At 68.7% G+C, this 13,017-nt stretch carries 10 protein-coding genes and 2 pseudogenes; all 12 read right to left on the bottom strand.

Annotated elements, in window-relative coordinates:
• Nucleotides 1–284: 284 nt before the first annotated feature.
• On the bottom strand, nucleotides 285–1,412 hold the full coding sequence (locus Q5761_RS08495) for an IS110 family transposase (RefSeq protein ID WP_318750250.1): 1,128 nt from the start codon (nucleotides 1,410–1,412) through the stop codon (nucleotides 285–287).
• A 195-nt stretch (nucleotides 1,413–1,607) separates the two neighbouring features.
• Nucleotides 1,608–2,948 (bottom strand): MFS transporter, encoded by a 1,341-nt coding sequence (locus tag Q5761_RS08500; protein ID WP_318751634.1) that lies wholly within the window; start codon nucleotides 2,946–2,948, stop codon nucleotides 1,608–1,610.
• Nucleotides 2,943–3,305: pseudogene (locus Q5761_RS08505) on the bottom strand (reverse transcriptase domain-containing protein); the annotation flags it as partial. The pseudogene Q5761_RS08505 and the gene Q5761_RS08500, both read right to left, overlap by 6 nt.
• Before the next feature lie 319 nt (nucleotides 3,306–3,624).
• On the bottom strand, nucleotides 3,625–3,795 hold the full coding sequence (locus Q5761_RS08510) for a hypothetical protein (protein WP_318750253.1): 171 nt from the start codon (nucleotides 3,793–3,795) through the stop codon (nucleotides 3,625–3,627).
• A gap of 30 nt (nucleotides 3,796–3,825) precedes the next feature.
• Nucleotides 3,826–4,545, bottom strand: a complete 720-nt coding sequence (locus Q5761_RS08515) for a hypothetical protein (RefSeq protein ID WP_318750254.1) — start codon at nucleotides 4,543–4,545, stop codon at nucleotides 3,826–3,828.
• 737 nt (nucleotides 4,546–5,282) lie between these two features.
• Nucleotides 5,283–5,442, bottom strand: a pseudogene (locus Q5761_RS08520) (transposase); the annotation flags it as partial.
• 245 nt (nucleotides 5,443–5,687) lie between these two features.
• Nucleotides 5,688–5,936, bottom strand: coding sequence for a ferredoxin (locus Q5761_RS08525; RefSeq protein WP_135225822.1), 249 nt, complete (start codon nucleotides 5,934–5,936; stop codon nucleotides 5,688–5,690).
• A gap of 272 nt (nucleotides 5,937–6,208) precedes the next feature.
• Nucleotides 6,209–7,525, bottom strand: coding sequence for a M42 family metallopeptidase (locus tag Q5761_RS08530; RefSeq protein WP_318750256.1), 1,317 nt, complete (start codon nucleotides 7,523–7,525; stop codon nucleotides 6,209–6,211).
• The gene (locus tag Q5761_RS08535) at nucleotides 7,509–8,543 is read right to left on the bottom strand and encodes a M42 family metallopeptidase (protein ID WP_135225823.1); all 1,035 of its coding nucleotides are present in this window, start codon (nucleotides 8,541–8,543) and stop codon (nucleotides 7,509–7,511) included. The genes Q5761_RS08530 and Q5761_RS08535 overlap by 17 nt, the downstream gene beginning before the upstream one ends.
• Nucleotides 8,521–9,633 (bottom strand): M20/M25/M40 family metallo-hydrolase, encoded by a 1,113-nt coding sequence (locus Q5761_RS08540; RefSeq protein WP_318750257.1) that lies wholly within the window; start codon nucleotides 9,631–9,633, stop codon nucleotides 8,521–8,523. Before Q5761_RS08540 ends, Q5761_RS08535 begins: the two co-directional genes overlap by 23 nt.
• A 540-nt stretch (nucleotides 9,634–10,173) precedes the next feature.
• Nucleotides 10,174–10,536, bottom strand: coding sequence for a DUF2512 family protein (locus Q5761_RS08545; protein ID WP_318750258.1), 363 nt, complete (start codon nucleotides 10,534–10,536; stop codon nucleotides 10,174–10,176).
• Between the two features lie 314 nt (nucleotides 10,537–10,850).
• Nucleotides 10,851–12,959, bottom strand: coding sequence for a hypothetical protein (locus tag Q5761_RS08550; RefSeq protein WP_318750259.1), 2,109 nt, complete (start codon nucleotides 12,957–12,959; stop codon nucleotides 10,851–10,853).
• Between the last annotated feature and the right edge of the window lie 58 nt (nucleotides 12,960–13,017).

Below are 13,017 nucleotides of genomic sequence, written 5' to 3' on the forward strand. Positions count from 1 at the left end.
GCGTTATTCACACGGGCTGATATGAACGAGGCCGTCAAGCCCGCCCGGAAAGGTGCGGTAGAGGGGTAAGGCCCAGGCATCGCTCCGACGGTCGGCACGCTGATATCCGCGGGTTGGTCACCGCATCCCACGCCATCCGTCGGGGAGCTGCCTCAGACTAGGGACGCGCGTACCTGCGACGCTTAGCAGCCCTCGAGGGTTCTCCCCGTGCCGGGCCTGGGACCTTAACCCCTACCGCAATAACGCCTCCACGGCTAGCAGCTTGCCCACGCCGCCACGGGCACTCACGCAACAGCCTGCTCTTGCAGCCGCTGCCGCTCCACCCAGCACGCGATCGCCCAGATGAAACCCAACAGCTCCCGCGCCACGGCGGTCACCGCCACGGCATGGGGCTTACCCCGAGCCACCATGCGCCGGTAGCGCCGGCAGAGCCGCTCCTGCGCCTTCCACGCGATCCGCTGCACCTCCGGTGGCTGCCCCTCGTAGCGCGCCCGGATCTTGGCCTTCAGCGCCGGCGGGTGCCGGTACGACCACGCCGCCTCCACCAGCACCCGGCGCAGGTGCGCGTTCCCCGTCTTCGTGATCGCACCCCGGCGCCGCCGTGCCCCGCTGGAGTACTCGCTGGGCACCAACCCCGCGTACGCCATCAGCTGCCGCGCCCGGGCAAAGCGTAAGAACGACCCGACCTCAGCCACCGCGGTCACCGCCACCACCTCACCCACCCCGCGCAGCGCTTGCAAGGCCTGAATCACCGGCGCGTACACGCTCGCGGTGGCCTGCTCGTGGATCTCCGCCTCTAGGCGCTTGAGCCGCTCCTCGATCTCGTCGATGGTGTACACGTACTCCCGCAAGACCCGCTGCAACACCGGATGCCCTAACTGCAGCCCCTCCAGCCACTCCCGGTACCGGCGTGACCACCGGCGCACCCCCTCCGGCGGCCGGATCCCGTGCCGCAGCAGGAACTTGCTCAGCCGGTGGCGTGCACGTAATAGATCCTGCTTGGCATCCTCCCGGGCCCGCACCAGGTCGCGCAGCGCCTCGTCCTCCTCGTGCGGTACCCATACTGGAGTCAGCTCGCCGGCCCGCAGCAGCTCCGCCAGGCGCACGGCATCCCGGCGGTCGGTCTTCACCCGGTCCGCGGGGCGCGTGGGCGTCAGCCCCGGGGCCACCACAATGCACGCGATCCCCAGCGAAACCAACAGGCGTTGCAGCCCGTAGCCCGTCGGACCCGCCTCGTAGCACACCAGAAGCTGCTCCTTGGGCCCGAGCTGCTCCATCAGCTTGCGCACGGCCTCCGGGCGGTGCGGGATGGTGCCCCAGTACCGGCCCCGACCGCCGTCGCGATCTGCCACCCCGACCGCGATGGTGTCCTTATGGACGTCCAGGCCCACGAACTTCGTGATATCCTTCATGGTACCGGCCCCTTTCGTATGTGGCTCTGCGCGAAGGCAGGTACCTTCAGCGTAACCCACGCACCTGCGAAACGGGGCCGGCCTCGTTCATTGTGACTAGCATGACGTAATGCGAAAAACCCCTATGGAGACGATAGCGAAACGGATTCCCCCGTTAGGTCCGGCTTCCCTTGCACACCACTTCCCCCTCGTGGGTCATAGTCCAAGCACGTTATGGTCTAGGGACACCGCGCGAATTGTATGAGCGCAAAGCGCAATTGCGCCGCAACTTGCCATGAGAACAGCCCCCATTAGCAACGGCAACTTGGACCCCACCATGTCGCCCAAAACGGCAAAACAAAAATAAGAGATCGGAATAATTGCACTTGACAAGGTTGAACTGATTGCTCGGACCCTCCCAACCATTTCAACCGGAACAAGCGTCTGGACCAATGTACCGAACGGCACTATGGTGGCGACGAAGCCCACACCTAACAGCATCCCGCCAAAAACCGCAAGCCACGCTACCGACGCTAAGGCAATCAGTCCCAACGCCACTGCCTGGATACAGAAGCCCATCGCGAAAACAACACCTATGCGTGTTAGCTTAACCATTGACATGGAACTACCCGCCAGGAACATACCCAACCCCACGCCCGACTCGAAAAATCCAAGGTGCCTCGCATCGCCTCCGAACGAATCGGCCATCAACATGGGAACAAGTACGTTGATCGGCGCAAGCGCAATGTTGCTGACGGTTCCAAGTACGATGATGTGTAAAATTATCACATTTCCTAGCAAAAAACCAAGCGATTTGCGCATGTCTCTTAACAAATAAGACAATAACGCCAGTTTCCCCGGTTTTTTACTGCCTTCCGTTGCCATCTCACTTGATATTCTAAGACTTTGATACTGCATCTGGCCAATAAGAAACGCTGCAGCTGCAAACGTAGCACTATCCACAGCTATAGCTAGAGCATTCCCTACTTCTACGGCCAGGATGCCCCCAATACTTGCTCCGACTACGCTAGCAACTTGCCCCAGTGAATTACACAGTGCATTGACTCGTAACAAAATGTTCGGATCAGTAATCTCAGGCAAAATCGCAGAGCGCGCGGGTGAATACGCCAGTTGGAAAACAGATAACGTAAATGAAAAAACGTATATTGCCCAAACGGGGAGATCATCCCAAAAGGACCACAACGCCATTAATGCAGTTAACAGCATCTGCACTATGGCTGAAACCTGCATTATCATCTTTCGGTCGAATCGGTCGGCGACTGCGCCCAGAATTGGCCCCAGAGTTAACTGAGCAACTACTTCTCCAATCATCAACGCTGCTGTACCAAAAGTCGACCGTGTCTGCTCATATATCTCCCAAAGGATTACGATGTCGAAAATGCTATCGCCCACGTATGAGATAGTTTCTGCAAGAACCAACTTCGCAATATTGGGATTCCTCCGAAACAGGTCGATTGTAGCCAGCACGTGCCCTGCACCTCTTGACCTAAAACATCCATGTTTCGTCAATTTCGACCGATCTTGCCTTTGGGCCACCCGCAGGCGGACGCCGTCCCGGCCGTGATACATGCTGAAGCCGAGGAACTTGCGTCGCCACGGCCGATCGACCGCGCTCTTTTGTTCGTAGACCTTGAGCCGAAGCCGCTGCTCGAGGAACCGCCGTACTCCTGCCATGACCCGGTGCCCTGCCCGTTCCGAGCGGACGTAGATGTTGCAATCGTCCGTATAACGGACAAAACGGTGTCCCCGCCGTTCCAGCTCTTTGTCCAGGTCGTCGAGAAGGACGTTGGCCAAGAGCGGGCTGAGGGGGCCGCCCTGGGGTGTCCCCTCGTCCGTCCGCACCTTCACCCCACCGACCATCACGCCGGCCTGCAGATAGCGGCGGATCAGCATTTCGTCGCACACCCGCCGCGTTTACAGCGCCGCCCTTCGGCCCATCTCGGGCTTCGCAGTGTCTTGCCGGCTCGCCCAGACGACACTGCCTCGCCCGCGGTTCCTGGTCGTCGGGTCGCGACTTTGCCTCCGGCTTCCTTCGGATCCCGCGTCGCCACGGGCACCCTTGCCTTCGGCTAGCGGTTGTACGGGGCCACACTCCGCAGGGGACTTTCACCCCTTAGCACTCGCCCATGCCGGGCGTACACAATTGAGCGGAGGAACAATCCTCCGCTCACGACTTCCATACACAACTCTACGGCCTAGCATGATGATTCTCCTAGCCAACCACAGCAGGAACTTCATGTTTGGCCTTAAGCACTGAATTCAGTCGAACAACCGGTATTTGCAGCACGCACACCTTCAAATCCAACGCTTCGGTACCAATCAGGCTTGGATATGCCACCATTTGAGTTAAGCCGGCATCAACCTTGAAGTCACCCATGGCCACTTCTACATCTCCAACAGTTCCAGTCGTTATCTACCAAACGGTGATTGCACCGAGAGTCGGAGACGTCGCAAAAGCATAGCCAGGGCCGTCAAAGAATAAATCCCGCTTAATGTTTCCAGACCTTATACAGGCTACCCCACCTTTCGCATCAAAAGGAATATCAATCGGTTCATTATTTTGTGTAAATTTGATCGTTTTCATTACTACTGACCGAGTTCGCCACCAAATTTCGCCGTACCTACGACGGGTTTCGAACTTAGGTACAGGGTGTTGGTTTAGAGTGATGTCTACAATGCTCCGTTCGTTTGCGTCAAAGACTACTCGCCCCGAAAAGGGCGCCCCGATGACAGCAAAGTCGATAACAGATCTTCCCGTCGAACACCACTCGTACGGCAAAGCAAACATTCTTAATACGAGAGGCGCGAGTTGCATTGATGTTGCGCTTTCGTATCCGATAACAGTTGTTCCGGTCAATTTCGTTTGATTTCCGTTGATTATCACACTGACTTCGAACGGCAAGCCTTCTCGCGGATCATTGTTTTCTTCAATCCACCAGAATGTAATCGCCTCTAATGATGACGACTCTCGAATCGCATAACCTGGTCCTTCAACAATATCAATGTCAATCGCTTCGTAGTCCTGAGCCGCCGCCGGATTTGATGCTGTTACGCTCGGCGGAGGAACCAGCGGGAACAGGTTATAATTAAAATGAGCAGAGTCAACAATTCTGGCGCGCCCGGCCCACGTCACCTGTTCGTATGCATACTTTTTTATCAGCGGCTTGATAGCGGGTAGGTCGGTTTCAATGGTTCGAATTTCGAATGTCGTCGGGTCGAAATTGACAGTTGCGGTGTATGGGCCTAGCCGAAGCCGCAGCGTCTACGCCCTCCGGTTGGTAATCGTCACATACGACATGGCATCCAACTCCTAGTGAATGAAGCAACCATAGGATACGACTCCTGCAAATGGTAGAGCAAACCATGGATGTGGGGATCTCGGCCCTTGGGCTGGCCCTGTACCCCTAGATCGGCGGAAAACAGTCGATATCTCCGTCTTATTACGATTCCCGAAATAGGACGGGTGTCGGTCCCACGTTTACGGCTGGCTTGTGGTGCCTCTTTGCAGAGGAGCGCCACACCCTTCGCGAAGCCCACATCGTCCAAGCGCGCTCGACCTGGCTCGATAGTAACACCGCGATCCTTGAGACCCCTTAAAATATAAGGCCTTCTTGGGCACACGAGGACTACGTACCAGTACACTATGCGGCGGGGGTCGTCTCAGGACGTCGCCGAGCTGCACCCGCGCCGGTCGCCGCAGACCGACGGCCTTGAAGGCTTCGTAGGCCGGCCCGACCAGCTCGGTCCCGGTGAGGTAGGTCTCGCCATCGAGTTCGACGACCACGGCATGGAACTGGGCGAGGTCGTTCAGCACGTCCTCCTAGCTCGCCACGGGGTTTTGGCGACCGGGTTTACGTAATAAGAGGCTCTCCAGCACGAGGGCCAGGAAGCAGATCATGACGTGCCCCCGTACCTGCGGCTCCGTCCAGTGGAACATGGGCCGCAGGTCGAGGGGGGACTTGAGGGTCCGGAAGGCCCGTTCGACCCGCCAGAGGTCCTTGTACGCCCGCACCACGGCCTCTAGCGGTAACAGCCCAAGGCCGCGTAGCGCCCATGGGCACGTGCCTCAACAGCGTTTTGCGAACGATCCACGTCCCCGACTACGAGGACTTGACTTGACCCTAGGGCGTCTTGCATCACTGGGTACTGATGCTGGGAAACCGGTCCTACCGATGCCGGGCAACCCGTATCGATGACGCAACGCGCCCCGGAAGGGTTGCCGGGGCGCGGTTCGCTGGCATGGTCGGTGATGGGAGCAGGCACCGCTGTCGAGGATCAGAGCTGGCCGCGTTCCTCGAAGAACTTGCGGGCCTTCTCCTTGTAGTGCTGCCACTGCTCGGGGACCTCGTCCTCGTCGTAGATCGCCTCGACGGGGCACACGGCCGCGCACGCGCTGCAGCCGATGCACTCCTCGGGGTGGATGAAGAACTGGTCTTCGCCCTCGTAGATGCAGTCCACCGGGCAGACCTCGACGCAGGACTGGTCCTTGGTGCCGATGCACGGCTCGCAGATGACGTAGATCATCGGCCGGTGCTCCTTTCCTCGCCGGATTACCCCTCTCAGTCTATGGCAACCCCGTCCACCGTGGCAAGCGCGCTGGCAGCGGCGGTTGCCCCCTGGCGGCCGCCCCCGTGGCGGGAGACCTCGCATCCCCCGTGGGGAGGATGCACGTCGACCCCCTCTTACTGTACCGCACGTCCGGCGGAGAATCCTGCCGGGAATTCGCAAAATCCCGCGTTTTCGGCAGATAAGAAGTGACATTCATTTTCATGAATGGTCGGGCGGCTGCCACCGCCCTACGCCGCCGGCAGGGGCCGTTGGAGCATGGCGACCAGAAGCCGGACGGCATGCTCCAGGTCGTCGGCGTCCACCATCTCCCCCGGGGTGTGGACATGGCGGATCGGGATGGACAGGGTGCCCGCCGGCACCCCCGCGCGCACCAGCTGCATGGCCCCCGCGTCGGTACCGCCGAAGGGCCGGACCTCCAGTTGGTACGGGATGCCCTCCGCCTGGGCGGTCGTCTCCATCCAGCGCCGGACCAGCGGGTGGACGATCTGGCTGTTGTCCTTCACCGTGATGGCCGGCCCCTTGCCGAGTTCGACCGCTAGCCGATGCTCGGGTTCCGGCGTGTCACCCGCCACGGTGACGTCGACGGCCACCGCCACGTCGGGCTCCACCGCGAAGGCGGCCGTGCGCGCCCCGCGCATTCCGACCTCCTCCTGTACGGTGAAGACGAAGAACACCTCGTGGGGCACCTCGTGGGTTGACTCCTCGAGCCGCGCCATGGCCTCCATCAGCACGGCGCAGCCCGAGCGGTCGTCCAGGGCCTTGGCCACCAGGCGGCTGCCGGCGCGCTCCAGCGGCCGGTGGAAGACGGCCATGTCGCCGACGCGCACGCGCTGGCGCGCCGCATCGCCCGACGGGGCGCCGATGTCCACGTACAGCTTGCCCATCTTGAGATCCCGCGGGCTGTCCAGCCGCTCGCAGGCCACCACGCCCACGACGCCGCCGGCGAACGCCACCCGCTGGCCCACCAGCACCAGGGGATCCTGGCCGCCCACCGGCTCGACGCGGATGAAGCCCCTGTCGTCGATGTGGGTGGCGATGAGGGCGATCTCGTCCATGTGGGCGGCCACCATGACGCGGTGGCCGCTTCGACCCGCACCGCCCCCGCCGCCCGTCCTCGCACCGGCTGCGGCGCCGCCCCGCGGCGCCCGCCGGACGATGAGGTTGCCCAGGGCGTCGACGCGCACCTCGTCCGCCCAGGCCTCCACCCGTGCGCGGATGGCCTCGCGCACGGCGTCTTCCCGGCCCGGCGGGCCGTAGGTCTCGGTCAGCTCGCGCAGGAAGCCGATCAGCCGGGACTCGCCGGCGGGCGCGCGGGACTCCCGGCCGGCCGAGGTCGGAGCCGGGGTGGAAGAGGCCGAGGGCGGGGTCGCATCCGCGGCGCCCGCGCCCGGGGCCGCGCCGAGGCCTCGCGGGTCCGGTCCGCCGGGTCGCGGGTCCGGGGCATCCGTGGGACCAGGGCCCAGGGCCGCGCCGGCACCGGCGTCAGCGCCGGCGCCCGCGGACCCTCGGGTCCGGCGGTCGGGCTGTTCACTGGGGGTCGCCATGGCGGGGCACGCCTCCTTCGCTCAGATCCTCGAGAAAGCCGCGCACCAACTCCAGCGCGTGCTCGAAGTCCTGCCGGCTCATCACCGCGCACGGCGAGTGGATGTAGCGGCAGGGCACCGAGACCACCGCCGACGGGACGCCGGCCCGCGCCTGGTGGATGCGCCCGGCGTCGGTGCCGCCCATGGTGGTGCGCTTCCACTGGTACGGGATGCCGCGGCGCTCCGCCGCCGCCACCAGCCGGTCCGTCAGCCAGCGCGGCGGGATCACCGTGCGGTCCATGGCCGTGATGGCGGGGCCGCAGCCGAGCCGCGTGGACTGGCCGTGTTCGTCCGCATCGGGGATGTCGGCGCAGGTGGTGCCCTCCAGCACCAGGGCCACGTCGGGGTCGAGGGCGTGGGCCGCCGTCGCCGCGCCGCGCAGGCCCACCTCCTCCTGCACGGTGAAGGCGCCGTAGAGGGGGAAGCCGTACTCGCCCCGCAGCAGCTCGACCAGCAGCGCGCATCCCGCCCGGTCGTCGAAGGCCTTGCCCTTCCACAGGCCCTGGCCGAACTCGCCGAAGGCCGTGTCGAAGGTGGCGTAGTGCCCGGGACGAACCAGCCGCTCCGCCTCCTCGCGGGAGGTGGCGCCGATGTCGATGTAGAGCTCGTCCGCCGGGGTGACGCTGCTCGCCTTGCGGTCCAGGTGGATGGGCTTGCTGCCGATGACCCCGGGGACGCCGTCGGGGCCGACCCGCACCCGCTTGCCGGGCAGCAGGCGGTCGTCCAGGCCGCCCACCTTGGCGAAGCGCAGCAGCCCGCTCTTCTCGACCCGGGTGATCATCAGGCCGACCTCGTCCATGTGGGCGGCCACCATGACCCGCGGACCGGGCTTGTCCCTTCCTTTGACGACCAGCAGGTTGCCCATGGCGTCGACGCGATAGGCGTCGACGAAGGGGCGGACGGCTTCCAGGATGATGTCACGGACCGCGGCCTCGTCGCCGGCGACGCCCCGGGCCTCACTGAGCCGTGCCAGCAGCACCGGCCCTCACCTCCTGCCAGCCCGGCCCCACCAGGCGGCCCACCGCCTCGGCGTCGAGGCGCGCCGCCATGGCCGCCAGCAGGCGGGCCGCCTCGCGGACGTCGCCCAGGTCGACCACCTCCGCGGGGCTGTGCATGTGGCGCAGGGGCACGGAGACCAGGGCGGTGGGGATGCCCTCCCGGGCGATCTGGATGGCCCAGGCGTCGGTGCCCGACGAGCCGGGGATGGGCTCGGGCTGGGTGGCGATCCCCTCGGCCGTGGCCGCCTCCCGCAGGGCGGCCAGCACCCGCGGGTGCACGTTGGCGCCCTGGGCGATGGCCGCCCCCTGGCCGAGCGCCACGGTCTTGCCGTCGGGGATGCCGGGCTGGTCGCCGAAGGTGACGTCCACCGCCACGGCCAGGGTGGGCTCGAGGCCGTAGGCGCTGGTGGCGGCCCCCCGCAGCCCCACCTCCTCCTGGACGGTGGCGACGGCGTAGACGTCTACGGCGTGCCGGCGCCGGGCCAGTTCCTCCAGCGCCAGGGTGAGCACGGTGACCCCCACCCGGTTGTCCAGGCTCTTGCCCGTCATCCGTTGGCCCTGGAGGCGAGCCGGCGACTGGCGGATGGTGATGGGGTCGCCCACCCGCACCCGCCGGCGCACCTCCTCGGCCGGCAGCCCCACGTCGACGAACAGGTCCCGCAGGCGGGGGACCTTGCGGGCCTCGTCGGCGCTGGTCAGGTGGGGCGGCTTGGTGCCCACCACCCCGGCCAGGGGGCCGGCGGCGGTGTGGACCGTCACCTCCTGCCCCAGCAGGTTGCGGGGGTCGGCGCCGCCGGCGGCGTCGACCCGCAGGAACCCTCCCTCTTCGATGGACGACACCAGCAGGGCGATCTCGTCCATGTGGGCGGCCCACATCACGCTGGCCCGCCGGCCGTCGGGCAGCGCCAGCCCCTCGCCGGGGACGACGGCGATCACGTTCCCCAGCGCGTCCCGGCGCACCTCGGCAGCCAGCGGGCGCCACAGCGCCTCCACCGCCGCGGCCACCTGGGCCTCGTGGCCCGGGGGGCCTGGGATGCCGGCCAGCCGGGCCAGAACCTCCGCTGCATCCAATGGGCGACCCTCCCCCACCCGCCGGGGGCCCGCCGCGCCGAGGGCCACGGAATGGTCGCGGCCTGGGGTCCGGCCGTCGCCTCGCTCCGGGGCGTGGCCGCGCTGCGTCGCGGGGGGCGGTTGCGCTTTGGCGTCACCCGGTGGCGCGGTGGCGCACCTCGCCCCGTGGCTGGCTGGCGCGCCTCGCCCCGTGGCGCGGTGGCGCGCCTCGCCCCACGGCGTGCGGTCGGTTCTCCCAAGAACCGCCTCCCGGTCGGCGGTCCCCCTGAACGGTCCGCCGGTGCGGCTTGCACCGCACCGGCGGACCGTCGACCTCCCAACCGTCGATCATACCATGTTTGCCAGGGGATTTTCGGCATTGCCGGAGGATTTTCGCCCGGTTTCGCCGGCAGGATCATCGCCGGAACCCACCCGCGGGAAGGTCCTCCGGGACGCCGATCTGCGGGCCCAGCACCCCGGTGCGACGGCGATCCGCCCGGCGGCGCACGAGGCCACCGGCCCGGGCGCCCGGCGGGGCCCAGGGACCGGTCGGGGGTGGGCTCAGGTCGTGTCGAACCGGACGAGACCTCGCGCCTGGAGGTAACGGTGAAAGAAGAACTCGGCGACCCCCAGGGCAAGGGCCGCCTGGCCGATCGCCCCCGGCCGCAGCGCCAGGGTGGGCCAGAGATAGGCCGCCATCGCCAGGATCGCCGCCGCCAGCAGCACGTCGACCACAACGGCCACCGCCTGCCCCCCGACGGGCAGCACCAGCCGATCCCCGGCCGCGTACCCCAGCAGGGTGATCCCCGCCGCCAGGCCGAGCAGGGCCGCTGGCCCGGCCATGCTGCCGCCGGCGGGGAGGACCCACAGCAGCACCGCGGCGGTCGCCACGAACTTCACGACCAGGGCGCCCAGGTGCGCCATCTCGGCCACCCCCTCGAGGCGCCATCTCCTCCTCTGTCGTGCGCCATCGCCCCCCTCCGGGCCGGTGCTTCGCCGGCCGCCCGGTGCGCCACGCCCCGGCTCCCCGGCGGATCCCGGTACCGGAGCGGGTGGGAGGCCACGGGCGCCCCCCGTGACGGCCGACCGGCGTGGCCCCGCTGGCAGGGCGGACGTCCTGCGGTCGTGCACGTGCGCCGAGGCCGGCGTCCGCGGATCCTGCGCCCCCCAAGGTCGGGCATCAGGCCGGGCATCCAGGGGCGAGGCACCCGCCCGACCGCCGGCCGTCGGGCGCCCCGTCAACCGCCTGGTCTGCGGAGAGCCCACCCGCGGAGGGCTCGAGCCCGGAGGACGCGCAGCCCCAACCTCCGGCGGAGCCCGGCGGCTCGCGGCGGGCGCGCCCCCGCCTCGTTCGTCCCTACGGAGAACGGGACCCGGAGCTCCGCGGACCCCGCAGGCTTCGGCGCGGCGGCGGTCGCCGGTCGGCTCGGCCCCTCCAAACGCCCTGGGCCTGCCGCCCGCGCCCGCCGGATCACGCCTAGCATGCCCCGGGCGAGGCCGCGCCACGCCGAGGCAGCCCGCAACCACCCGGCTGGGCTTCGGCCGCCGTCGCCGCCGTCCCCCCTGCCCCGCCACCCGCCGCAGGGCGAGACGGCCCTGGCCGGCCCCGGGGCGCCGCCGCCCGCGGTGCCGGGCGGCGGCGCCCCGTCGCCTACAGCCGAGCGCCCGGCCCCCCAGCCGCCGGCCTGGGCCGCGGCCCCCCGCTCCGCCGGCGGACGCCGCGCCCGGAGGCGCCTCGCCGCCTCCCCCGGCGACGGCCGGCGGCAAGGGCTCGCCTTGCCGCCGGCCGTCGGTTCCGGCCCCGCCGCGAACCCGGCGCCAGGCCAGGCCTCGGCCGCCCTGGCCCCCGGGGCATCCTGGCCAGCGTCCCAGCGCCAGGGTACCGCCGCCCAGGCCCTGGCGCGCAAGCCCCCGAAGGGGCCGAGGGCCGCGGGGATCTCGACGACCCACGGAAGGCCGCGCCCCACCCGCAGGCGGCCGCCATGCAGCCTGACGAGATCGCGCGTCAGCTCCAGCGCCAGCGACCACGGCCCCCCACGGCGCCAGCGGGAGGATCCCGAAGGTCCCGCCAGGGGATCGCCCAGGGGCGTCGCCCCTCCCCCCGTCCCGCCCGATCGGTGCGCCGGGACCGGGCCTGGACCCGCCCCGACGCCCTGGGTCGGCTGCGCCGCCCCACCCTCCTCGCCGCGGGCGCGGCCCGCGGCCTCCAGCACGGCCAACGTCACCGCGGCCCCGTCGCCGTCCACCGCGACAACCAACCGTCGCCCGGAGCGGTACCGGTCCAGCGCGACGGCCACCAGGCTGGTGCACAGGAGTTCCAGCAGGGCGCGGTCGCCCCGGACCACGGCGGCGGGGCCCGGCGAGCCGGTGAAGGCCAGGCGCACCTGGCGGGCCTGGGCGACCACCGCCAGGCGGCGGACCACCCGCTCGGCCACCGCGGCGAGATCGACCCGCTCCCGTTCCGGACGAACCCGGCCCGCCCGGAGGCGCAACCAGCAGGCCAGCTGAAGGGCGCCGACCCGCAACAGCTCCGCCTCGGCCTCCAGCTGGACCACGGCGTACCCGCGGTGGTCCACGGCGCCTTGCCTCCAGCGCCTGGCGGTAGGCCACCCGCCGTCCGCCCCGTCGGCGGGCCGGCCGCGGCCCTCCTCCGCATCCCCCCAGGGAGTGTCGGCGGCGAGATCCTCGCGGTGCGCCGCGGTCGCCTGCGCCGACCGGTTCCCGTCTCCGGCCGTCCACGCCGACCGGCTCTCGTCCCCGCCCGTCCACGCGGGCTGGCTCTCGTCCCCGCTCGTCCGTGCGGATCGGCCCCCGCCGCCGGTCGCCTGGCCCGGCCAGCTCCCACCGCCCGCCGCCGGCGACCCGGGCTCCGCGGCTGCCGCACCCCGCCGCGCCCCAGGGTGGCCGCCTGGGGCGGCTCGGGCCCCCGCCTCGCCGGCGGGCTCGCCGACCGAGGCGTGCCGCCGCAACACCCCCGCGGCCAGGGTGACGGCCGTCGCCCGCGAGCGGAACTCGTCGAGGACCGCCTCCAGCAGCCGGTGGCGGTGTTCCTCGTCACGAACCCGCGTCCGCCCCCGATGGTCGCACCACCACGCGCCGGCCAGCGCCGCGAGGAGCCCGGCCAGGGCGATGCCCCAAGCCGGCGCCCCCGCCCTCCGCGCCAGCTCCACCGCCGCCGCCGTCCCGGCGCCAACCGCGACCACGCCGAGGGCCTGACGGATGCGCCAGGCATGCGTCGCCGTCCACCCGCGCAGGCCGGCCACCGGGACCCGGCCCCAGCGGCCCACGGCGGCGGCGATGTCCCGTGGCGGCCGTCCGTCCCTCCGCGGCCCTTGGGCCCGTGGCATCCCCCCGCCACCTCGCGACAGCCCGTCCCCGCCCAGACCCGGGTCGCGTCGCGCCTGC

Source organism: Thermaerobacter composti, assembly GCF_033582035.1.
In the GTDB taxonomy this organism is placed as follows: Bacteria; Bacillota; Sulfobacillia; order Thermaerobacterales; family Thermaerobacteraceae; genus Thermaerobacter; species Thermaerobacter composti.